Source organism: Steroidobacter cummioxidans, from assembly GCF_003104955.1.
The window spans coordinates 1-23,030 of record NZ_LSRW01000001.1 but is presented as its reverse complement, the minus strand read 5'-3'; the positions used below and the strand labels follow the sequence as shown (position 1 = coordinate 23,030).

Here is a 23,030-nt window from a genome sequence, read left to right as displayed (position 1 = left end):
TCGCTGGAGCTGAATCATGTATCACACGATGCTGTCTGCTGCGATGACCTTTGTGTCCAAGGCCCGGCGAGGGGCGAAGTCTGCTCCCCGTTGCGGGAGCTGTCACCGGCCTGTGGAGCTGTAATTGTTCAGGAATAGCCCGGCCGGGCGATGCTACGCCGAACGCGCACGTATAGATACGTTCGCGGGGCGTGCAGGAGCATGGTTCAGGTTGTAAGCTCCGGTTCAAAAGGAGTGAGCAACCATGCAGGAACTTTCACGCCGTCATTTCATGCAAGGCGCGGTCGCTGCCACCATCGCGGCGCCCTTTATCAGCACCGCCGCCACACGCGAGAAGACCGGCTCCGGTAAGAAACTGGGCGTGGCACTGTGCGGGCTGGGCACGCTGAGTACCAACCAGATCGCGCCGGCCCTGCAAAAGACACAACATTGCCGACTCGCCGGCATCGTCACGGGCACCGGCAGTAAAGCCGACCAATGGCGTAAGAAATACAACCTGCCGGCGCGCAGTGTCTATACATACGACACCATGCATCGCATGGCCGACAACGACGACATCGACATCGTGTACGTCGTCACTCCCAACGCGCTTCATTTGGAACATACGGTGGCAGCGGCCAAAGCCGGCAAACATGTGTTCTGTGAGAAGCCGCTGGAAATATCGGTGGAGCGCTGCCAGCAGATGATCGATGCCTGTAAGGCGGCGGATCGGATGCTCGGTACCGCTTACCGCTGCCGGTTCGAGCCACACCATATCGAATGCATTCGGATCGCACGCGAACAGGAGTTGGGGCCGGTGCGCATCATCGAGTCGGGCTTCGGCATCGACGTCGGTGCGGCGGATCAGTGGCGGGTGAAGCACGCCCTATCCGGCGGTGGTGCGTTGATGGACGTTGGTATCTATGCCTTGCAGGCGACGCGCTATCTCACGGGCGAAGAGCCGGTGTTGGTGTCGGCGACAGAAACGAAAACCGATCCGGTGAAGTTCAAGGAAGTCGACGAAACCGTGACCTGGACGGCGCAATTCCCGGGCGGCGCGATCGCCTATTGCACGGCCAGTTTCAAAGTCCACGGCATCAAGAACTTTCGCGCGACCGCGGATCGCGGCTGGTTCGAGCTGGATCCTGCCTATTACTACGGCGGCATCAAGGGCGTGCGCAGCGACGGCAAGCCGCTGTCATTTCCCCAGGTCGACATGTTCGCGGCCGAGCTCGACGACTTCGCTCGCTGCGTCATCGAGAAGCGGCCCACCATCGTGTCCGGCGAGGAGGGCATGCAAGACGTGAAGATCTTGTCGGCCATCTACGAATCCATTCGCACCGGCCGGGCCGTGAAGATCTGAGCTAGTCCGCTGCGGCGTGCGCCGCGCCGCCAGTGGCGGGCCGGCGCGCCAGCCAGACCAGTGCAATCATGGCCAGCGTCAGCCACGACGAGATCCAGAAATAGTCGATCGAGGACAATAGATAGGCCTGGCCGACCATTTGTTGGTTGAGCGCCGCCAGCGCGGCGCCATCTGACATGCCGAGCGAATGCATTTGTGTCAGCGCCTGCTGCATGGGGGCGTCATAGACGCTCGAGCTGTTGGCAAGATGAGCCTGATGGAACGCCTCGCGACGATCCCAGAAGGTCGTCGTGATGGAGGTGGCGAAGCTCGCGGCAATGGTACGCAGGAAGATCGCAAGGCCCGACGCCGCCGGCACGCGCTGCGGCTCGATGCCGTCGAGCATGATGGTGAGAATGGCGACGAAGAACGTGCCCATCGCCAGGCCCTGAATCAGCTGCGGGATGATGAAGTCGATGATCGCGGCGTCGGCGGTCAGCTGCGCTCGCATGTAGTAAGAAACAGCGAAGGCGACGAACGCCATCGAGGTGAGCCAGCGGGCGTCGTACTTCGCCAGAAAGCGCGCCGCCATCGGCGAGATCATCACCGCGATCAAGCCGCCGGGCGCGGCCAACAATCCCGCCCACGTCGCCGTGTAGCCCAGTTGCGTCTGCATCCACAGCGGCAGCAACACGATGTTGCCGAAGAACACGGCGTAGCCCAGACACATCGGGATCAGCGCGAACGTGAAATTGCGATGCTTGAACAACGACAGGTCGACGATGGGATGCTTCTCGGTCAGTTCCCAGATCAGCCAGGCTGCGAACGCGATCACCGAGACGATGGTGAGCGTGACGATGAACGGCGACGAGAACCAATCTTCGTCCTTGCCCTTGTCCAACATGATCTGCAGCGCGCCGACCCAGACGACCAGCAGCGACAGACCGATGGTGTCGACGGGCAGCTTGCGCGTCGGTGTCTCACGCTTGCGCAGATAGATCCAGGACACGGCCACGGTAAACGCGCCGACCGGGATGTTGATATAGAAAATCCAGGGCCAGGTGGCGTTGTCGGAGATCCAGCCGCCAAGCATCGGGCCCATGATGGGCGCGACCAGCGTGGTCATGGACCACAGCGCCAGTGCCAATCCTTTCTTGCTCGGCGGAAACAACAGTAGCAGCAGCGCCTGCGAGCCCGGCACCATCGGGCCGGACACGGCGCCTTGCAGGACGCGGAAGAAGACCAGTGATTCCAGATTCCAGGCGACACCGCACAGGAACGACGCGACGGTGAACGCCAGCACGGCGGCAACGAACGTCCGCACGATGCCGAAGCGTTGCATGAGCCAGCCAGTGAGCGGCACGCTGATACCGTTGGCGACGGCGAATGACGTAATGACCCATGTACCCTGATCCGCCGACGCGCCGAGGTTGCCGGCGATGGTCGGAATGGAAACATTGGCGATGGTCGTATCCAGCACCTGCATGAAGGTGCCGAGCGCCAGCGCCAGTGAGGTCACGGCGAGTGCGCCGCCCGTCATGGGGGCGGGCGCGAAGTCATTCGCAGTGTTTGTGCTCACGGGACGTTCCTCGCCGGCTGATTACCGGCTGGCCTGGCGCGTGCCGGCGGAGTCGGCCGAGGCGACCGCGTCATACGCTGTCGAGTTCTGATGAATGATCTCGGCGATGCGTTGTTCGATGCCCGTATCTTCACCCGCGCTCTTGCGTACCGGTTGCGGCGTGTTGCGAACCTGCGTGGCCACCAGCGGGCCCGATGTGTCGCGCACGTCGATCTTCGCGTGCGTCGACAAGCCGACGCGCAGCGGGTTGTGCTTGAGCTGCTCGGGATCGATGGTGATACGAACCGGGACGCGTTGGACGATCTTGATCCAGTTGCCCGATGCGTTCTGCGCCGGCAGCAATGCGAACGCGCTGCCACTGCCCGCAGCGAGACCGGCGACGGTGCCCTGGTATTCGACGTCGTTGCCGTAGATGTCGGCATGCACGCTGACCGGCTGGCCGACGCGCACACTCTTCAACTGGCCTTCCTTGAAGTTGGCATCGATCCAAACGTCATCCAGCGGCACGACGGCCAGCAGCGGCTGGCCCGCGTTCACATGCTGACCCACCTGGACGCCGCGCTTGGCGATCGTGCCGGCCACGGGGGCTCGAATGGTCGTCCGACGCAAAGACAATGACGCATCACGAAGCCTGGCAGCGGCCGCCAGTACGTCGGGATGATCTTCGATCGTCGTGCCTTGGATCTGCGCGAGCGTGGCCTCGAGCTCCCGCTGCGCGGCTTGCAGCGATGCGCGTGTCTGCGCAATCGTGTCCTGCGCGTGAGCCAGTTCTTCGCCCGACACGGCGCCGTCGGAAACCAGCGCCTGGCGACGAGCATAGTCACTCTGCGATTTCTTCAGATCGGTCTGACGCTGGGCGATCTGAGCGCGCAATTGATCGGCCTGGGCGTGAAGCGCGCGAACCTGTCGAACTGTGCGTGCCAGATCTGCTTCAGCAGCGGACACGGCGATGTTTGCATCGGCTGGATCGAGCTCGACGAGCACCTGGCCGCGCTCGACGCTTTGTGTGTCATCGACGTACACACCCAGTACGGCGCCGGGCACTTCGCTGGTGATCTGTACGATGTCGCTGGCGACGTAGGAGTCATCAGTGCTTTCGTAGTAACGCGCTACCGTCCACCAGTAGATCGCGTAGCCGACAGCGGCGACCGCAACGACGGCGCCGAGGATGAGCAGAGCCTTCCGGCGGGTACCGTTGCCGTTACCGTTGGCAGCAGGAGCAGTTGTATCGCTCATAAGATTCCGTGTGGAAGTAACAATCAGCTGGCGGCGGTGAAGTTGCCGCCGACGGCCAGCAGCAGAGACACACGAGCGAGCGCCTGTTGATGAAGAATGTCGACGAACGTGGTGCGCGCGTTCAGTACCTGGGTTTCGGTCGTCAGCACGGACAGATAATTCGCCAGTCCCGCTTCGTAGCGCTTCTGCGCCAGCCGATAGGCTTCTTCGGCGGCAGTGAGCGTGGAGCGCGCCTGCTGTAGCTGCTGCGCGCTGTAGTTCACCTGACTCAGCTGATCGGCGACCTGCTGAACGGCAGAGAGCACTGCGCCGTTGTAGGAGCTGACGGCTTCGTCCTGCAGCGCCGTGGCCGCGTTGAATTCCGACTTCAACCGATGCGACTCGAACAGCGGCAGGCTGATCGCAGGGCCGATGCCGAAGGTGCGATTGTTGGCTTGAAACAAATTGCTCAGCCCGATGGCCTGGAAGCCGGCGAACGCGCTCAGATTCACGTTCGGATAGAACGCTGCGCGAGCGGCAGCTCGCCCCGAGGTAGCCGCTTCGACTCGCGCGCGAGCCGCGAGAATGTCGGGACGCCGACCCAGCAGATCGGCCGGCAACTCGTTGGGGATCGAGAGCGCGGCTTCGAGATTCAGCGTGGGTTTGCCGATTCGCTCGTAAGCGTTCGCGCCTTCACCCACCAGCGCAGCCAGGCGATGCACGGCAACTTCTCGCGCCGCTTCGGCCTGCAGTCGCGCCAGCTCGGCCTGTGGTACCGCTGTTTCGGCTTCGCGCAGCTCGACATTCGTATCGAGTCCGGCCGCGATACGCTTGCGCGTGATATCGAGAATTCGCTTTCTCTGGACCACCGATTGCTGCGCGATGTCCGCGCGCGCGATGGCGCGATTCAAATCGAGATACGTTTGTGACAGAGCCACGGTCGTCGCCAGTCGGGCGGCCTCCGTGTCGAGCCGCGTGGCCTCTTCCGTCGATCTGGCCTGATCGATGAGCGCGGCCTGCTTGCCCCAGAAATCCAGATCCCAGGACAGATTCACCAACAACTGACCGTTCCAGAATGTGCCGCCACCGAACGGCGGCGGATAGATATATTGTTCCGGCCAGTGGACCCGTTGTTCTGCACCGTTCAATGTCACGCCGGGCGTGCGCTGTGCCGTAGCCAGCTCCACTTGCGATTGCGCCGCTCGCAGGCGAGCCAATGTTTGCTGCAGATTGGGATTGTGTTCGAGCGCGGTGGTGACGAGCTGATCGAACTGCGGATCGCCATACTGTTCCCACCAACGATCGGCTACCACGGGGGCCGTGGTCGTGCCGAGGCCGACACTCTGGTCGGCGATCGAATGCACCTGTGGCTGGGTTTTCGGCGGAGTCACGCATCCGCTGAGCGCCGTAACGATCCCGAGCAGCAGCGCGCTCGAGCGGCAAGCTGCCATGGTCATGACGCTTTCTCCTTGTCCGACGCCGCGGCGGAATAGGGCACCAGCTCTTCCAACCGGCCGATCAGACGTCTCAACATCGATTGCAGCATCTTCACTTCTTCACGCGTGAAGCCGTCCAACGAGGTATTCAACGCGTCACATGCCGTAGGAACCAACGTATCGAGCACGTCAGCGCCCGCAGCAGTGAGGGAAAGCTCGACGACGCGTCGATCATCGGCGCTGCGCCGCCGCTCGATCAGCTTGCGTGCTTCGAGCTGGTCGACCAGGCGCGTCATCGCGCCGCTGTCGTGATGCAAGTCCCGACAGATATCGGCGATCGTGACCGCCAGCCCGTCACGCAAATACATCAGCACGACCCACTGCTGCAGAGTGAAGCCCTGTTGCTCGAACAGGCCTTCGATGCGTTCCTGCATCAGCCGCTGGGAGCGTTTGACCAGATAGCCAATGCTGTCGCGCAGGTGGAAAGAGTCGGGGCGGTAGTGAGATCGGGGCATTGCTTGCCTCGGCAATAACTGCCTAGGCAGGGATTATAGGAAGCCGCTGCTGCCCAACAAGGCGCTTTCAGGAACTAGTCAGCGGAATCCTGGGCACGAAAGGACGCGGTGGCAGCGTCCGTGCTCAGCGGCGGACGGCCCAGCCAGCGGGCCGGTAGAGACAGGGCGCTGATGAGCGACATGACCAGCGCGGCGGCGTAAGGAATTGCCTGAATGAGCAGCACCGCGACCCAGAGTGAAACATCGGGCGCCTTCAATTCTTCGGGAATGCCGACGACCCAGCCGGGCGCGATCGTGTACTGACCCGTCAGGCCGACGGCCGCCAGCACCAGAACGATCATCCAGGCCGTTTCGGCGCGTGCCGCCGCGAGGCCTGCGAGCAGCGCGTGTGGTTGTTTGTCCTTGGGCGTGCGGAAGAACGGTTGATTGCGTGTCAGCAACCCTTGGACGACGGCGACGCTGACGACGTGTGACAAAGCCAACCCCGCCAGCGCCGCGGCCAGGGTCTGACGGATGTTGGCGCCGACGCGGGCTGAATATAGATGCGCCAGCTTGGCGATCTTGAATGCAAACAATGCCAGCGGCAGCACCGAGAACATCATCAATGGCGGATCGAAGCGATGGGGGGCGAGGATCATCGCGGCGGACCACGCCACCGCAAACAGATTGAAGACCAGGTTCAGCCCATCCATCATCCAGGGCAGCCACCCGGCAATGAAGTGATAGCGCTGACCTTTAGTGAGTCGATCGTCAGGTCGCAGCAGTACGTCGGCGTGAGAGCGCAGGATCTGCACCGCGCCGTACGCCCAGCGGAAGCGTTGTTTCTTATAGTCGGTGAACGTCTCGGGCATCAGTCCGCGCCCGAAGGTCATCGGCAGGTATTGCGCTTCATAGCCGTGCTCGAACAAGCGCAATCCCAGTTCCGCATCCTCGGTGATGCACCACTCGGCCCAGCCGCCCACGCTCTGCAATGCCGAATGTCTGACCAAGGTCATGGTGCCGTGTTGAATGATGGCATTGCGCTCGTTGCGCACGACCATGCCGATGTGAAAGAAGCCGCGATACTCCGCGTAGCACATCGCTTTGAACGCGTTCTCTTCGGCGTCACGGTAGTCCTGCGGCGACTGCATGATGGCGAGCTTCTCGTCCGCAAATGCGGGCACGAGCGTGTGCAACCAATGCGGATCGACCTTGTAATCGCTGTCGATGACCGCGACCACCCGAGCATCGGCAGCCGTGTGTTTGAGCGCGAAGTTCAGCGCGCCGGCTTTGAATCCCTTGAGCGGCGCGACGTGAAAGAATTTGAAACGCTCGCCGAGCTTCCGGCAATGCTGCTGCACCGGCTGCCAGGTAGCGGGCTCGGGCGTGTTGTTGTCGACGACGATGACTTCGTAGTCGGGATAATCCAGAGCGGCGAGCGCGTCGAGCGTCTCGATCAGCATTTCCGGCGGCTCGTTGTACGCCGGCACGTGGATGGAGACCTTGGGCAGCGCATGCGTATCGAGTGCTGCCAGGTCGAAGGGGCGTTTGCGCGGCTTGCCCCAGCGTGCCTCTGCCCATTCCAGCGCTTCCGTGATCAGAACCGCGATGACGCCGAGCATTCCCAGAATCAGCACGGTGCCGATCAGAATGCTGGATACGGTCAGGTAGCGCCGCGAATAGTCATAGATGATCCAGACCAGCGTCGTGGCGACGCCATACACGACCACGGCCAGCAAGCTGCGTCCACGGGTTCCCAGCGCGAGGCTGTGCACGTAGAGCATGGCCAGGATCAGGGTCGAAATGCCGACGGACACGGCGGCGAGCGTTTGCCACTGTGGAATGCGCACGATGGGCTCGACGAACGCAAACTTGGGTTGCCGATGGACGTCATAGACGCCCCAGTACGCCTCGACCGCGCCTTGATACCGCGCCTTCCAAGGCTGATCGAACGCTTCCATCAAGTAGTAGACGTAGCCTTCCTGCCTCGCCAGCTCGAGGAAGCGCCGAAGAAACATTGCCTGATTGCTCGTCGACGCGACCGCGCCGCCGCGAGTGCGTCCGTCCGATGGCCAGCCAACCTCGGCGATTACGATTGGCTTGCCGGGATAAGCGCGCTGCAGCTGTTCCATGCACGAGATCACGTACTCGATGGCGTGATCGACCGGGATGCCTTCCCAATACGGCAACAGATGCACCGCCAGATAGTCGACGTGCTCGACCAGCTCGGGATATTTCAGCCAGACGTGCCAGGGTTCGGCGGTGCTCACCGGTTGCGCTACCGCTGCACGCACGCGATCCAACTGTTCTGTCAATTGCGCAACGGTGAGATCGCCGCGCAGGATGGACTCGTTACCAACGATGACGCGGATGACATTGGGATACTTGTTGGCCAGCTCGATGGCGGCGGCCGCTTCCCGATCGTTGGTGGCCAGCCTGCGATCGAGCCAGGCTCCGACCATGACTTTCAAATCGTGGCGGGCGGCGAGCTCGGGAATCAGCCCCAGACTCTTGAGCGTGGAATAGGAGCGAACGGCCGTAACCTTGCCGGCCAACAATCGCAGGTCGCTGTCGATCTGTTGCTCGGTCGGCAGCTCCTGGACGAATGGATCCTGCCCCGCCTGGAATGGCGAGAACGCCATGCCTTGCACCCGCGCCGGCCAGGGCGGCTCGGCAGTCGGGCGGTTCATGTAGGCCCACAGGCCGAAGGTGAGCGCCGCAAACACGGCCGCAACCAGAAAAGCCGACCACTTCATTGTGACTCGATTGACGACGTGGGGGCGAATAGCGTGGTTGAGGGCAACGTTCAGGCAACGAACCTGCGACATGTTAACTTAGCCGGCGCGACGCACGGCCGAAGTCGGCACGCTCGCATCCGAAGGAGTCTTTAGGCTATGTATCGGCACATTGGTAAGTCGTTCTTTCCACGGCAGTTTTCCCTGCGCAACTGGATGCGGGCTGCACTCGGCCTGACGCTCCTGGCGGCAGCTGCCACGGCCTCCGCGCAGCAGGCGAAGAAGGACTATGCGAGTTGGGAGATCACCCCTTTCTACGGATACATGGGCGGCGGCCGGTTCGAGGATTCGACCACCAATACCGACCGCGATCTGGATGAGGACAACAGCTACGGCATCATCTTCGATGCGGCTGCGGATCACTGGCGCCATTACGAGCTGATGTACGTCAAGCAGAGCACCACTCTCGAGGGCACGGTGCCGGTGAGTCTCGACGTGGAATATCTACAGATTGGCGGCACCGTCATGTACGAAGATGCCGAAACGGTCTTTCCCTATTTCGGCATGACCTTGGGCGCTTCGCGCATGAGCCCGGGCGGAGCGGGGCTCGATAACGAGACCAATTTTGCGTTCTCGATAGGCGCGGGATTCAAAGCGCCCATCAGCGAACATTTCGGCGTGCGCTTCGATGCTCGCGCGTTCCTCACGACGCTGAGCACCAGCGGCAGCATCTTCTGTGCGTCCGATAACGGCGTCGGCACATGCGCGATTCGCGCCAAGTCCAGCAGCTTCGTGCAGTACCAGGCGGCACTCGGCCTCACCTACAGTTTTTGATCGCGAGGATCACTCTGCGCTCGCGATGCTGCAGGTCGAAAACATCAGTAAGTCCTTCGCAGGAACGCCACCGCGGCGCGTGCTCGGTGGCGTTTCGCTGCAGCTCGCGCCGGGTGAGTACGTCGCCGTCATGGGCGAGTCGGGCACGGGTAAATCCACCCTGCTCAATCTGATCGCCGGGCTCGACACGCCCGAGGGCGGCCGGATCTGCCTCGATGGTCAGGACATCGGCGCGCTCGACGACGATGCTCGCACGCGACTGCGTCGGGCGCGCATGGGCTTCGTGTTTCAGGCGTTTCATTTATTACCGCACTTGAGTGTCGAGCGGAACGTCGCCTTGCCGTTGGCGCTCAATGGTCAGCGAGGCCGTGAAGCTGCCGATCGAGTGCGTGAGTTGCTCAAGGCGGTGGGTATGTTGGAACGTGCCAACGCCGCACCTTCGCAACTCTCCGGTGGCGAGATGCAACGTGTCGCCGTCGCGCGCGCGTTGGCGCATCGTCCGGCGCTGGTGCTGGCCGATGAGCCCACCGGCAATCTCGATGCGGAATCTGCGGCTGAAGTGCTCGAGCTGCTGGCCACGCAACTCAAGCGCGACAATGCCGCCGGCATTCTGGTGACCCATTCGGAGCTGGCCGCCACCACTACCGATCGCATCCTGCAACTCTCCCGGCAAGGATTGGCGCCGCGCGCTGCCGCTTCCTCACGTCCAACGTGATTGCGCCGCTGCTCATCGAGGCCGCGATCACCGGGCCGATGCGGCGCTCGCCTGGACGCACCTTGCTCGCTGTTCTCGCCATCGCGCTGGGCGTGGCGCTCGGGCTGGCCATCTATCTGATCAATCGTTCCGCCGCCGATGAGATTTCCCTGGCGGCGCGCAGCTTGTATGGGCTCGCCGATCTCGTCGTCGAAGGCGGCGCGGATGGGTTCGATGAAAACTTATATCCGCGCATAGCGCGCGTTCCTGGAGTCGCGGTTGCCAGTCCCGTCGTCGAGGTCGAGGCGAAAATCGTCGGCCGTCGTGGTCCGCTAACGTTGCTGGGGATGGACGGCTTCAAGTCGAAGCTGCTGCAGCCCGCGTTCGCTGCCGCGGTGGTTGGCGGCGGCGCCGAGGAAGAGCGGTCGGGCGGCGCTTCGGAGGATGCGGAGCCTGAGAATCAGTTCAACGATCGTTCGCTCTTGCTGAGCGCCAGTGCAGCTCGCGAGTTGCAGCTGAGCCCGGGCGATTTCGTCGAATTCCAAGTAGGTGTGAAGCGCGAGCGTTTGCGTGTGTCGGGTGTGCTGCCGCCGGCGGCGCTGCAGGACTTTGCGGGGGTGGTCGATATCGCAACCGCTCAATGGGTGTTCGAACGTCTCGGCAAAGTGTCGCGGATCAATCTGCGGCTCGCGACGGGTTCGAGTCCGGAGCAGGTGAAAGCAGCACTTGCGGACATGTTGCCATCGACAGTGCGAGTCACGACGCCGGGTCAAGCAACTGACGACGCTCTTCGGCTCTCGCGTGCGTATCGTTCCAATCTAACGGCGCTTGCGTTGGTGGCGTTGTTCACCGGCGGGTTCTTTGTGTATTCCACGCAGTCGTTGGCTGCGCTTCGTCGGCGTCGCGAGTTCGCGGTCATGCATGCGATTGGCGTGACTCGCACCGAGCAGCTGATCCTGATGCTTTCTGGCAGCGTGATCGTCGGTGTCCTTGGTGCAGTACTTGGCATCGTGCTCGGTGTGATGATCGCGAGAATCGGATTGAGCGCGCTCGGGGCGGACCTGGGCGCGGGCTACTTTCGCGGCCTCGCGCCGGGGTTGAATGTTCACATCGTTGAAGTTGCCGTGTTCTCGTTGCTTGGCATTGGCGTGGCCGTTGCCGGTGCGCTACGACCGGCACTCGATGCGGCTCGCGTTCCGACGGCCAGCGCGCTGAAGGCGGGTGATATCGCCAGCGGCGAAGTGCGTCCGCATGGCTGGATGGTGCTGACGCTCGGAGTGCTTGCGGCGATCGCCGTGAGTCTGCCGCCGATCGCGGGATTGCCGTTACCCGGCTTCGTTGCTATCGCGCTGTTCCTCATTGGTTGCGTGGTCGCGATGCCTTCCGTCGTCCGCTTCGTGTTGCGCCACGCGCCGCGCTGGCGTCGCATTCCCTATGAGATTGCCATCGCGCAGATCGCCGGCACTGCGCGCTATGCGACGCTGAGTGTGTCTTCCATCATCGTCAGCTTCAGCTTGATGGCATCGATGGCCATCATGGTCACATCGTTCCGAGATTCGCTCGATCAATGGACGCAGAAAGTCCTGCCGGCGGATTTGTACGTGCGCGTAGGATACGTTGGGCAGTCGTCGTATCTGGATGAGTCGCTGGCCCGGTCGATGGCGCAGGTGCCGGGTGTCGAGCATGTTGAGTACAACCGCCTGGCTCGCGTGCAGCTATCGGCCGATCGCCCGGCCTTGGCCCTGATCGCGCGATCTCTGAATCGAGATCATCCCGATAAAACGTTGTGGATGATGAGCACCGCGACCAATGACATTCCGGCAGGCGCGGTGCCGGTGTGGATCAGCGAGGCGGCGTCCGATCTGTTCGCGATCGAGGCGGGCGATGAGATCAGGTTCGAGCTCGCGGGCAAGCAGGTTGTCGCCTCCGTGCGAGGGGTGTGGCGCGACTATGAGCATCAAAACGGTGCCATCGTCATGGGGCGCGATGAGTACGTGGCTCTAACCGGCGACCACGCAGTCAACACCGTCTGGTTCTGGCTCGACAATGGCGCTGACATCGGCAAGGTTGGCAACGCCATTCGCGATCTGCTGCCGCCAGGCATTGACTACGACATGCGGACACCGGGCGAATTGCGCAAGATGTCGCTCGCGGCGTTCGATCGGACGTTTGCGATTACCTACTTGTTGGAACTGGTGGCGGTGACGATCGGTTTGTTCGGCATCGCCGCGGGCATTAGCGCGCAAGTACTGGCTCGACGCAGCGAGTTTGGCGCGCTCAGACACCTCGGCTTTACGCGCGGGCAGGTTGCGACGATGCTGGCGATCGAGGGTTCGGTGCTGGGTGCGCTTGGCGTGATCGTCGGATTGATTGCGGGCACGGTCATCAGCTTGATCCTGATCTATGTGGTGAACCGGCAATCGTTTCACTGGAGCATGGATTTGAGCGCGCCTGTTGGCTTGCTCGCCGGATTGAGCGCGGCTTTGATCGCTGCCGCTGCGTTGATCGCGGTGGTGAGTGGCAGACAGGCGATGGGCGGCGAAGTCGTGCGCGCGGTCAAGGAGGATTGGTGATGCGACTGTCGCGTGGGCTGTGTTTGCTCGCTGTGGCGACGCTTGTGGTGTTTGGTGCGCGTGCCGATGCGGTCTATCCCGCCGTCGTTCCTGGTTATCAAATCCAGTTTCCCCGCGACGAGGGCAGTCATCCTCAGTTCAAGACGGAGTGGTGGTATGTCACCGGCTGGCTCGAAGGCACAGCGAATCAGCCGATCGGTTTTCAGCTGACCTTCTTTCGCTCGCGCACCGGCATCGACGACGACAATCCTTCGCGCTTCGCTCTGCGCCAGGCGTTGTTCGCTCACCTGGCGATCAGCGATCCAAAGCGCGGCGTCTTGTTACATCACGAGAAGTCGGCGCGCCCGGGTTTCGGTCTGGCCGAAGCGGCCGAAGGAGCGCTCGATGTTCATATCGACGATTGGCAGCTGCGCAGGGAAGGTGACGGTTACATTGCCATCGCCAGGGCCGATGACCTGCAGCTCGACTTGCAGCTGCAGCCCCAGGCATCGCCGTTGCTTCAGGGCGATCATGGCTTCAGTCAAAAAGGCCCGAACCCAAGCTCTGCCAGTTACTACTACAGCCTGCCTCAGCTCGCCGTCACGGGCCGCGTCACCATCGACGGCAAAGAACAAGCCGTGCGCGGCGTTGCCTGGTTCGATCACGAGTGGTCCGGCGCGATCGTCGATGAGCGCGCACAGGGTTGGGATTGGGTCGGTTTGAATCTCGACGATGGCGGCGCACTGATGATGTTTCAAATGCGCGGCGCTGAAGACAGCGAGCTGTGGGCGGCCGCCAAGTGGCGGGCTGCCGGTGCCAGCGAAGGCGTTTCATACAAACCAGAAGCCGTGGAGTGGCAGCCAGTGCGTTACTGGCGCTCCTCACGCACGGGAGTTCGCTATCCGGTCGAGTGGCAGGTGACCGTCGGCGATCGAGTCATCACCTTGAAGCCGCTCATGGACGATCAGGAGAACGACGCCAGTGGCAGCACCGGCACCATCTATTGGGAAGGTGCCGTGCGTGCATTCGAAGGAGACAAGCCCATCGGCCGCGGTTATCTGGAGCTGACGGGCTACGGCAAGAAAATACGCTTGTGACCGCCGTTACTTGACCAGTTGACGGCGCGCGACGATGACGCCGTCCTCGTCCGCATACAGCCAATCGCCAGGACGAAAAGCTACGCCGCCGAAGCGAACCACGATGTCGCGCTGACCTTCGCCGCGCTTGTCGGTCTTCAGGGGATGAGTGCCGAGCGCTTTGACGCCGATGGGCATGTCGGCCATCGCGGCGGAGTCGCGGATGCAGCCGAAGACGACGATGCCTGCCCAGCCATTGTCGACGGCCTTCTGGGCGAGCATATCGCCCACCACGGCACGACGCATGGAGCCGCCGGCATCGATGACCAGCACGCGGCCGTTGCCGGCTTCAGCGGTCAGCTCGCGAACCAGCGAGTTGTCTTCGAAGCATTTGATGGTGGCGATCGGGCCGCCGAACTGGATCTGTCCGCCGAAATCGCCGAACAACGGCTCACAGATGTCCAGCTCGTCGCTGAATTGATCGCACAGGTCGGCAGTTCTGATGTCCACGGCGCAGCCTCGTCAGGAGAAGACGGGGCAGTTTGCCGCAGACCCGAGGGTCTGCGCGAGTGCTACTTCTTCTTGCCGAGCAGGCGCGACAGCAGCGAGTTGCTCTGCGGCAGCTTGCGTACGCCGCTCTCGGACAACTCGACTTCGCGCGCCTCTTCCAACAGCTCGTCGGCCAGGCTCTTCTTGAGCTGCTTGTGCTTGCCGGTGTTGCCTGCGCGAGTCGGCTCGGAGCGTTTGGTTGCGGGGCCGGCGGCTTTGGCGGCAACCCTGCTGTCCAGCGCTTTGTGAACGCCGGTGGAGTTCAGCTTGAACGCACCGGTCGCATTGGGCTTGAAGGCGCCGGTTGCGCCCGGCTTGAACGTGCCGGTGGCGGAGCTCAGCGCGCCCGTCGCGTTCGGACGGAACGCACCGGTGGCATTGGGGCGAAATGCACCAGTGGCCGACGTATCGACTTCCATGGTGATGGTCGGCACGACTGGCGCGCGACTGGCGCGGGCGTTGTTGAGCTCGACGACGTTGTTCTTCGGCTCTTCAGGTTCGGCGCGACGCGGTTGTGGCGCATCTTTGAAGCGCAGCTGCTCGGCGGCGCTGATGCGCAGCACCGACGGCGATGCGAAGAATGTTTTGAGATAGCCAGCCACCGCTTCGGCAGACACGGCTTCTTTGAAAAAGCCCAGGCGCAGCGAGTGCACGATCTTGCCGCTGCCCGCCGTGGCGACCGAATACAAGCGATACGCCTCGAAGATATCGAGGTGCGGCATGGTGTCCAGATTCACCGGCTGCTCGGACGCGGCGAGCTGAATCGCAAACCACTTTTCCTGCGCGTTGTCGTTCAGCTCTTCGCTGGTCAGCGCGCGGATCGTTTGCGTGCTGTCGAGATTCGGATGCGCATTCGAGGTATCGCGCACTGGCGCTGGCGGAACCTGCTTGGGAGCCGGCGTTGCCGCTTTATTCACCACGGGCGGTGCGACCGGTTTTGCCGGCGGCTCAGCCTTCTTGGCAACGGGTGGCGCTGCGGGCTTCGCGGCAGCGGGTTTCGGCGCAGCGGCGGGTTTGGCTGCAGCCGCTTTGTTTGTTACGGCGGGCGACGGTGAAGCAGCAGCGGGCGCGGCGGACTTGGCCGGCGGCTCGTCGTAGAGGTCGAGCTCGAAGGTATCGACATCTTCGATCTTCAGGCCTTTGCCGACGTGATACGGCTCGTTCGATCCTTTCGCCTGCTGTGCGGCAGCCGGCGTCGGTTCAGGATCGGAGAACGTAAGAGCGGGCACGCGCACGCTCCGCGCTGTATCCAGCTTCGGCGGCACAGCGACGGGCGCGGGCGGAGTGGCTGCCTTGCTTTTAGCAGCAGCGGCAGCGGCTGCGGGCACCGGCGCGGTGGTTTTGATTTTGAGCTTGCTGGTATCGAGCGCGGCAAACTTGCCACTCAACAAACCAACAGCGAGCGGTTCTTTCGACGGTGTCGGCGCAGGAGCGGCGGCGAGCGGTGTGGGAGCGGGATCGTCGTTCCAGCTCATCTCATCGAGGCCGGGGGCTTCGGTGAGCGCTTTGATCTTCGGCAACGACGCCGACGTGACTGCAGCTTTGGTTTCTTCGTCCGGCTCCCACGTCATCTCCACGACTTCGTCGCTCGGAGCTTTCGCGGCTGGCTTCGCCGGTTGAGCGGGCCTGGCAACGGCCTTAGCAGGCGCGGCTGCCGGCGGCGCGAGGACCGGAGCAGGAGCAGCCTTCGTCGGAGCGGGAGCTGCAGCGACAGGAGCAGGCGCAGCTTTCGGAGCTGGCGCTGCGGCGACGGGAGCGGGTGGCGGTGTGTTGACAACAGCAACGGCAGGACGCGGAGCAGGCGCCGGCGTCGAGGCGGGCAAGTAGCCGCGCGCGAAGCGGCGATCCTCATCGCTCAGGCTGGTTGTGAATGCGGTTGGATACTGCTGACGAACGACAGTAAGAACGCGTTCAGCATGCGCTTCGTTCGTGAAGAAGCCGAGGCGCAGACGATGCCGCGTGCGTCCATCCTCGACACGCGCGACCTGATAAAGCTTGTAATTCTCGAGACCGGGAATGTTACGACCCGTCGTCGGCACCGGTGCGATGGAGGCGCACAGATTGATGACGAACAGCTGCGTGCCGCTCCCTGCGTTTTGGGAGACGAGCGGCGGCTGTGAGCTTTCCGGCTCGACATAGACCTTGCTGGTATTGTCTTCCACGTTTCTTCCCCGACCCGTTGCGCCGCTGATCACCGCCCGCGTGCGGTGGACGCGCTTGCGGCTGAACGATTCATTTCGGCGGGGGGAGTGAGCGCGCTTATGCGCATCGCGCTCGTTCACGGCGGTTTCGCTGTTGTCTTTTGTGGCGAAACCGTTGCCGCATTATGTCGCGGCCCCGTGGCAACCCCGCTGTCTTAGGAAATGAATCCGTTAGACCGGAAGCTTTGCGTCCTCGCCTTTCGGCGAGTTTGCCCAGGAAATCTAACAATCGTCTTGGAACGATTCGATCATCGGCACGCTCAAGGCATAAGTCAAGCAAGTCCGGTCGCTTTCAGCAGACAAGGGGTTTGGCGACAAGTGAGATGCTGCGTTTGCCTTGAGGTTATGTCTCATCTGGTCCGTTGTTGGCGGTTTTGTTACACCGCCATGCGCGTCCACGCTTCTTTGCTCGCGCTCGCGGGCTCGCCCGCCATGATGCGCGGCGCGAGCTGAGAAACGATATGAACCTGCGCAGCATCGGAAAGGCCGAGCGCGCGTAGCGCACCTTCGAGGCCTTCGATCAGCTGACGACGCTCGTTCTCCGTCGGACAGCTGTCACGCGCCAGCGCAGCGAGCTCATCGCCCACGCTTTCCAATGTCTCGGCGATCGAGGGCGCGAACTCGCTCAAGTCGCCCCGCAGCCGCGCGGCAAATCGAAACGAGTTGTATGCGCACACGTACGCGCGATGTCTGAGCTTCAAGTTCTTCAACATTCCCACCGCATGGGTCTCCCGCACGAGGTCACGGGCGAAAGTGTGAAGGGCGACACGAATTGGACGGTGTGCGCTGGATCGCAAAACGCCGTCGCATTTCGGCGTTGCATTTACGCCTCATTACGGATCAAGCACGTACGCCCAAACTATTTTTCGCCGCAAAAAATTTACGCACTGGCCGTTGACAAAGAGCAACTGTCATGATGCTGGGCGCGTCGCGAAGGATGCGCCACGAGGACAGCGGGCGCGCGCGGGTGGCCGGGCTACTCAGGCGCGGCCGACATTGCGATCCGTGGGCGAGTGGAAATATTCGCTTTCTTCGGCGAATTGACGCATCAGTTTGCGCAGCTCCTCGATCCGGCCCTCGGCAGTGCTGATGGGCTGGCATTCTTCGCACTCTGGATCCGAACAGGGTTGCCGCGAGTACAACCAGTACTGCACGGCGCCCGCCAGCAGACCGTCGGCGATGTCCCAGATGTCGGCCTTGTCATCCGTGTCGGCGATCCGGTTGCCCAGGTCGACGGCCTTGCCGAAGGCTTCGCTGAAGGGGTTGTCGGGTTCCTGCATGGGGGGGTCACTCGAGCGTCTGGCGCCCGTTGCTCTCATTGAAGATGGCCCCATTGTAACGGCGTTGTGCCCCCTGACGAAGACTGTCACCGCCTTGAACCCAGGCACGCTGACTGGTCTACTGTCATAAAGCACTCGCCGATACCGTAGCCCGCTGCAAGCGGGCGAATTCATTAGAGGTTTCACATGGCCGAAGATCGTAATCAGGACCCGCAGATGGACGCCGAGGGGCTCTACCAGGAAGACAATTTCACCGACCGCAAGGTGGGTGCGATTCGTCGCCTTTCCCCGGTGCGCGCCGATGGCTCCGCCGATCCTGCCCGCCCGGTGCTGTTCATCGGCCAGGCCGAGATCATGACCAACATGGGTCCGGTGCCCATCAGCTTCGAGATCGAGGGGCAGACGCTGGCTGACGCGGTCATCGGCTTCGCGCCGGCGGCACAGGCCGCGATCGAGCGTACCGTCCAGCAGATCCAGGAAATGCGTCGCCAGCAGGCCTCGCAGCTCGTGGTTCCGCAGGGTCCGGTGCCGGGCATCACCGGCGGCCGCGGCGGCGGCAAGATCCAGATGCCTTGATGATCCATGGGGCGCGTGGCGCCCCATGATCGTGCGTGGGGCCCGTCATTCGGGCCTTACGTGGTGCGTCCCGCCGCGATTTGCGCAGAAATCGCCCATAACTGGCTGCTTTCGCGGCTGGCACGTTTTTCGCTCCATCCCGACTCCAAGCTCGAGCCATGGCATCGCTGCCCGGCTACAACAGAGGTCTGGATGTCGGCGATTCCGTACGATGAAATGCATGCCAGCGACGGCGAGGTGCGAGAGCACTACAGAACCTTCGCTTCCTGGCTCGCGCGCACCCCGAGCGAGCGCGTTGCGCACAAGCGCGCCGAGGCCGACACGTTGTTTCATCGCGTCGGCATCACCTTCACCGTCTATGGTGAGGAAGCCGGCACCGAGCGGCTGATTCCTTTCGACATCGTCCCGCGCATCATTCCGGCCAACGAGTGGAAGCATCTCGCCGCCGGCTTGAAGCAACGCGTGCGTGCGCTGAACGCGTTCACCAACGATATCTATCACTCGCAGGAGATCCTGCAGGCCGGCCGCATTCCGGCCGAGCAGGTGCTTTGCAATGGTCAGTATCGACCGGAGATGCAAGGCATCGACGTGCCCGGCTCGATCTATGCGCACATCGCGGGCGTCGATGTGGTGCGTGCCGGCGAGGGTGAGTTCTACGTTCTCGAAGACAATCTGCGGGTGCCGTCGGGCGTGTCATACATGCTCGAAGACCGGCGCATGATGATGCGACTGTTTCCCGAGTTGTTCGCGCTGCATTCGGTGGCCCCAGTCGAGCACTATCCGGATTTGTTGCTGGAGAATCTGCGCAGCGTTGCGCCGTCGGGTGTGAACGATCCGACCGTCGCGCTGCTGACGCCGGGTGCTTACAACAGCGCGTACTTCGAGCACGCCTTTCTGGCGCAGCAGATGGGCATCGAGCTGGTCGAGGGACAGGATCTGTTCGTCGACGATGAGTTCGTCTACATGCGTACCACTCGCGGTCCGCAGCGCGTGGATGTGATCTATCGACGCATCGATGACGACTTCCTGGATCCGTTGGTGTTTCGGCCGGATTCGATGTTGGGTATTCCAGGATTGTTGGCCGCCTATCGCGCGGGGCGAGTGACGATCGCCAATGCGATTGGCACAGGCGTCGCCGACGACAAATCCATTTATCCCTATGTGCCGGAGATGGTGCGCTTCTACCTCGGCGAGGAGCCGTTGCTGTCGAACGTGCCGACGTACGTTCTACGACGCAAGGAGGATTTGGCATACACGCTCGCGCATCTGTCGGAGCTGGTCGTCAAGGAGGTGCATGGCGCAGGTGGGTACGGAATGTTGATTGGGCCGGCGGCAAGCAAGGCGGAGTTGGAGGCGTTCCGGCAGCGGATCCTGCGCTCGCCGGAAAGATACATCGCCCAACCGACGCTCGCGCTGTCGGCGTGCCCGACGTTTGTCGATGCGGGTATCGCGCCGAGGCACATCGACTTGAGGCCGTTTGTGTTGTCGGGGCGTGAAGTCACATTGGTGCCGGGTGGCCTGACGAGAGTGGCGCTCAGAGAAGGGTCGCTGGTGGTGAACTCGTCGCAAGGCGGCGGGACGAAAGATACGTGGGTGCTGGAGCGCTAGCATGCTGAGCCGCACCGCCGATCACCTCTACTGGATGGCTCGCTACACCGAGCGGGCCGAGAATCTCGCTCGCATGCTCGACGTCAACTCGCGCATGTCGTTGCTGCCACAGGGCGCCGAAATCCTCGAGCAAGGCTGGATCGCGACCCTCACCATCATCGGCCTGATGGATGCGTTCCGGCAGCGGTATGACGCGGTGACCTCGTCGAATGTCATCGAGTTCATGTCATTCGATCGCGACAACCCGATGAGCATCTACAGCTGCATGCGCGCCGCTCGCGAGAACGCGCGTGCCGTTCGGGGCACGCTCACTTCGGAAATCTGGGAGACATTGAATGCGACCTGGCTGGAAATGCGCGGGACCAGCCTGCGGTCTTCCACTGAGGCAGAAGTGGGCAATTTCTTTGAGTGGGTGAAATATCGCTCGCATGTGGCGCGGGGCGTCGTTCAAGGCACGATGTTGCGCGATGAAGCGTGGCACTTCACCTGGCTCGGCACGTATCTGGAGCGCGCCGACAGCACCGCTCGCATTCTGGATGTGAAGTATCACTTGCTGCTGCCTCGCGGCGAGCAAGCAGGCGGCGCGGCGGACTACTACCAGTGGAGTGCGCTCCTGCACTCCGTCTCCGCGTTCGAAATCTATCGCCGCGTTTATCGTGACCTGATCACTCCCCGACGCGTCGCCGAGCTTCTCGTCCTGCGCGATGACATGCCACGCTCGTTGCGTCGCTGCATGTCTCAAGTGCACATGCATTTGCAGTCAGTGCGCAACGCGCAGTCGGCGGAGACCGAACGGCGGGCCGGTGAATTGCAGGCGTCGCTGCACTTCGGCCGCATCGAGAGCGTGTTCGAGGTGGGGCTGCACGAATATCTGGTGCGATTCCTCGGTCGCACGCGCGATCTGGGCGATCGAGTATCACGAGACTTCCTGGTGTCGGCCACCGACTAGGGCCTGTGAACACTCATTTGATGGGCTGCGTTGCGCCTCCAATCGCCTGCAGCAAGGCGCAAAGCGCAGCCCGTATGTCGATACGGGCAAGCTTTGTAACGCAGCGGCAGGCGATTCGAGGCGCAACCCATTCAATGAATAAATATCCTTTGATGGGACGAGCTATTGCGGTTCAGGACGTCGTTGCTCCTCCCTTGTGTGCAGAGAGCACACGGCGGTCGTCCCGCCTAGCCCTGAACCGCAATAGCTCGTCGCAGCCCATCCAATGAGTGTTCACAGGCCCTAGGAGCGCGCGCATGCAGCTACATATCCGACACGAAACGGTCTACCGCTACGGCGAGCCGGTAAAGCGCAGCGTGCAGAACCTGCGACTGACGCCTCGCCGCGATTCCATGCAACGTGCGCTCAGCTGGAGCATGGCTGCGCCCGGGCGTTATCGCTCGCAAGTCGATGCTTACGGCAACATCGTCCATTTGCTCACGCTCGATGAGCCTCATCGCGAGATCCGCATCATCGTGAATGGCATCGTCGAAACCGAGGACCAGCCTGCGGTGTCCTTGCCTGACGAGGGGCAACTCTCACCGCTGGCATTTCTTGCCGAGACGCCGCTCACTCGTCCGGACGAAGCCATCACCAGCTTCGCGCGCGCTCGCCTGCAAGCGGGCGGTGACGTGCGCGACAAACTGCTGGCTCTGGCGGAAGCGGTGTGTGAAGAAGTTCGCTATGAAAAAGGCGCCACCGACGTGCACGAATCGGCTTCGCGGGCATTCGCGCGCGGTGCGGGGGTCTGCCAGGATCATTCGCACATTTACATAGCCAGCTGTCGTAGTGCAGGGATTCCAGCACGCTATGTCAGCGGTTACTTTTACGCCGGTAAAGACGGCGAAATCGCCAGCCACGCGTGGGTGGACGTTTGGACCGGTCATGACCAGGGCTGGATGTCCATCGACGTGACTCATCGCACGCCCACCGATGGGCGGCATTGCCGGCTGGCCGTAGGTCGCGATTACCTGGATGCCTGTCCGGTCCGCGGCGTCCGTCGCGGCGGTGGAGCCGAAGAAATGCAGGTCGCGGTGAGGATCGCGGCAGCCGCGCAACAACAATAGAAGTGACTGATGACTGATGAATACTGAGTAGTCAGAAGCCGAAGCCTCCCTGGCCGGGCGGCGCAGAAATGAGCTATCGTTGTGCGCTTCACCACTCTGACCATTCATTAGTCATTAGTCACTAGTCACTTCTATGACGTATTGCATAGGCATGCTGCTGGATGCCGGCCTGGTGTTCCTTTCCGACTCGCGCACCAACGCGGGCGTGGACCAGATCAGCACGTTCCGCAAAGTGACCATTTTCGAGCGCCGCGGCGAGCGCATCATGGTGCTGCTGACGGCCGGCAATCTGGCGATCTCGCAGGCGGTCGTGAATGTCTTGCACGAGCATGAGCACGAGCCGGGCATCAAGGGCATCTGGAGCGCCAAGAACATGTTCGAGGCCGCGCTCGCGGTCGGCGAGGCGCTGCGTGAGATCCACAAGCGCGACGCCGAAGCGCTCAAGGATCATCACATCGAGTTCAATGCGTCGCTGATCTTTGGCGGCCAGATCGGAACCGAAGAGCCGCGGCTGTTTTGTATCTACGCGGCCGGCAATTTCATCGAGGCGACGGCGGAGACGCCATACTTCCANATCGGCGAATCGAAATACGGCAAGCCGATCCTGGATTCGAGTCATCTTCACGCAGCACCAGTTCTTGGCGCAAGGGCGCGAAAATTTGCGCACTTCATTTTTCGATGGACTCGACCATCCGCTCCAATCTGTCGGTGGGCGTGCCGCTGGACCTGCTGTCGATCAAGCGGGATGAGCTGAAGATCCACAGTCACGTCAACATCGACGAAGACCATGCGTACTTCCTGNNTCTTATACACATCTGACGCTGC

18 protein-coding genes, 1 pseudogene and 1 riboswitch are annotated in these 23,030 nt (G+C 62.3%); of the genes and pseudogenes, 10 read left to right on the top strand and 9 right to left on the bottom strand.

The window, feature by feature from the left end; genetic code table 11:
* The first annotated feature begins 244 nt into the window (after window positions 1-244).
* Window positions 245-1,342 (top strand): Gfo/Idh/MocA family protein, encoded by a 1,098-nt coding sequence (locus D0550_RS00095; RefSeq protein WP_116807060.1) that lies wholly within the window; start codon window positions 245-247, stop codon window positions 1,340-1,342.
* 1 nt (window position 1,343) lies between these two features.
* Here the strand turns inward: D0550_RS00095 and D0550_RS00090 are convergent, their stop codons facing one another.
* The 5 genes from D0550_RS00090 to D0550_RS00070 all read right to left on the bottom strand — a co-directional run bounded on the left by D0550_RS00090 (window position 1,344) and on the right by D0550_RS00070 (window position 8,801).
* Complete coding sequence (locus D0550_RS00090) at window positions 1,344-2,861, bottom strand: DHA2 family efflux MFS transporter permease subunit (RefSeq protein WP_116807059.1); 1,518 nt, start codon at window positions 2,859-2,861, stop codon at window positions 1,344-1,346.
* A gap of 60 nt (window positions 2,862-2,921) precedes the next feature.
* A complete protein-coding gene (locus D0550_RS00085; RefSeq protein WP_116807058.1) occupies window positions 2,922-4,136 on the bottom strand; it encodes an HlyD/EmrA/EmrK family protein in 1,215 nt (404 codons plus the stop codon).
* A 23-nt stretch (window positions 4,137-4,159) separates the two neighbouring features.
* Entirely contained in the window at window positions 4,160-5,572 is a 1,413-nt protein-coding gene (locus D0550_RS00080) for an efflux transporter outer membrane subunit (RefSeq protein WP_116807057.1), read from the bottom strand.
* Window positions 5,569-6,066: a MarR family winged helix-turn-helix transcriptional regulator gene (locus D0550_RS00075; protein ID WP_116807056.1), complete on the bottom strand. Its 498-nt coding sequence runs from the start codon at window positions 6,064-6,066 to the stop codon at window positions 5,569-5,571. The genes D0550_RS00080 and D0550_RS00075 overlap by 4 nt, the downstream gene beginning before the upstream one ends.
* 74 nt (window positions 6,067-6,140) lie before the next feature.
* The gene (locus tag D0550_RS00070; RefSeq protein ID WP_116807055.1) at window positions 6,141-8,801 is read right to left on the bottom strand and encodes a glycosyltransferase; all 2,661 of its coding nucleotides are present in this window, start codon (window positions 8,799-8,801) and stop codon (window positions 6,141-6,143) included.
* 138 nt (window positions 8,802-8,939) lie between these two features.
* Between D0550_RS00070 and D0550_RS00065 the strand changes: the two genes are divergently transcribed.
* From D0550_RS00065 to D0550_RS00050, 4 genes are read left to right on the top strand one after another with little or no spacing between them, the layout of a single operon-like run.
* A complete protein-coding gene (locus D0550_RS00065) occupies window positions 8,940-9,614 on the top strand; it encodes an outer membrane beta-barrel protein (protein ID WP_116807054.1) in 675 nt (224 codons plus the stop codon).
* A gap of 25 nt (window positions 9,615-9,639) precedes the next feature.
* Entirely contained in the window at window positions 9,640-10,329 is a 690-nt protein-coding gene (locus D0550_RS00060) for an ABC transporter ATP-binding protein (protein WP_116807053.1), read from the top strand.
* Window positions 10,326-12,881, top strand: a complete 2,556-nt coding sequence (locus D0550_RS00055; RefSeq protein ID WP_116807052.1) for an FtsX-like permease family protein — start codon at window positions 10,326-10,328, stop codon at window positions 12,879-12,881. The genes D0550_RS00060 and D0550_RS00055 overlap by 4 nt, the downstream gene beginning before the upstream one ends.
* Window positions 12,881-13,957, top strand: a complete 1,077-nt coding sequence (locus tag D0550_RS00050) for a lipocalin-like domain-containing protein (protein WP_116807051.1) — start codon at window positions 12,881-12,883, stop codon at window positions 13,955-13,957. Before D0550_RS00055 ends, D0550_RS00050 begins: the two co-directional genes overlap by 1 nt.
* Window positions 13,958-13,963: 6 nt before the next feature.
* On the opposite strand, the gene rraA is transcribed toward D0550_RS00050, so the two are convergent.
* From rraA to D0550_RS00030, 4 genes are all read right to left on the bottom strand, one after another.
* On the bottom strand, window positions 13,964-14,446 hold the full coding sequence (gene rraA / locus D0550_RS00045) for a ribonuclease E activity regulator RraA (protein ID WP_116807050.1): 483 nt from the start codon (window positions 14,444-14,446) through the stop codon (window positions 13,964-13,966).
* Between the two features lie 62 nt (window positions 14,447-14,508).
* Window positions 14,509-16,647: a hypothetical protein gene (locus tag D0550_RS35255; RefSeq protein WP_174842458.1), complete on the bottom strand. Its 2,139-nt coding sequence runs from the start codon at window positions 16,645-16,647 to the stop codon at window positions 14,509-14,511.
* Between the two features lie 176 nt (window positions 16,648-16,823).
* Window positions 16,824-16,910: riboswitch (cyclic di-GMP riboswitch) on the bottom strand.
* Window positions 16,911-17,063: 153 nt separating this feature from the next.
* The gene (locus tag D0550_RS00035) at window positions 17,064-17,399 is read right to left on the bottom strand and encodes a hypothetical protein (RefSeq protein WP_116807049.1); all 336 of its coding nucleotides are present in this window, start codon (window positions 17,397-17,399) and stop codon (window positions 17,064-17,066) included.
* A 267-nt stretch (window positions 17,400-17,666) separates the two neighbouring features.
* Window positions 17,667-17,966 (bottom strand): hypothetical protein, encoded by a 300-nt coding sequence (locus tag D0550_RS00030; protein WP_116807048.1) that lies wholly within the window; start codon window positions 17,964-17,966, stop codon window positions 17,667-17,669.
* A 186-nt stretch (window positions 17,967-18,152) separates the two neighbouring features.
* Here D0550_RS00030 and D0550_RS00025 point away from each other — a divergent pair, with 186 nt between their 5' ends.
* From D0550_RS00025 to D0550_RS36710, 5 genes and pseudogenes are all read left to right on the top strand, one after another.
* Window positions 18,153-18,542, top strand: coding sequence for a hypothetical protein (locus tag D0550_RS00025; RefSeq protein WP_116807047.1), 390 nt, complete (start codon window positions 18,153-18,155; stop codon window positions 18,540-18,542).
* 192 nt (window positions 18,543-18,734) lie between these two features.
* Window positions 18,735-20,150, top strand: a complete 1,416-nt coding sequence (locus D0550_RS00020; RefSeq protein WP_116807046.1) for a circularly permuted type 2 ATP-grasp protein — start codon at window positions 18,735-18,737, stop codon at window positions 20,148-20,150.
* Window position 20,151: 1 nt separating this feature from the next.
* The gene (locus tag D0550_RS00015; RefSeq protein ID WP_116807045.1) at window positions 20,152-21,099 is read left to right on the top strand and encodes an alpha-E domain-containing protein; all 948 of its coding nucleotides are present in this window, start codon (window positions 20,152-20,154) and stop codon (window positions 21,097-21,099) included.
* A 296-nt stretch (window positions 21,100-21,395) separates the two neighbouring features.
* Window positions 21,396-22,205, top strand: a complete 810-nt coding sequence (locus D0550_RS00010) for a transglutaminase family protein (RefSeq protein WP_116807044.1) — start codon at window positions 21,396-21,398, stop codon at window positions 22,203-22,205.
* Between the two features lie 133 nt (window positions 22,206-22,338).
* Window positions 22,339-23,024: pseudogene (locus D0550_RS36710) on the top strand (proteasome-type protease).
* The last annotated feature ends 6 nt before the right edge of the window (window positions 23,025-23,030 follow it).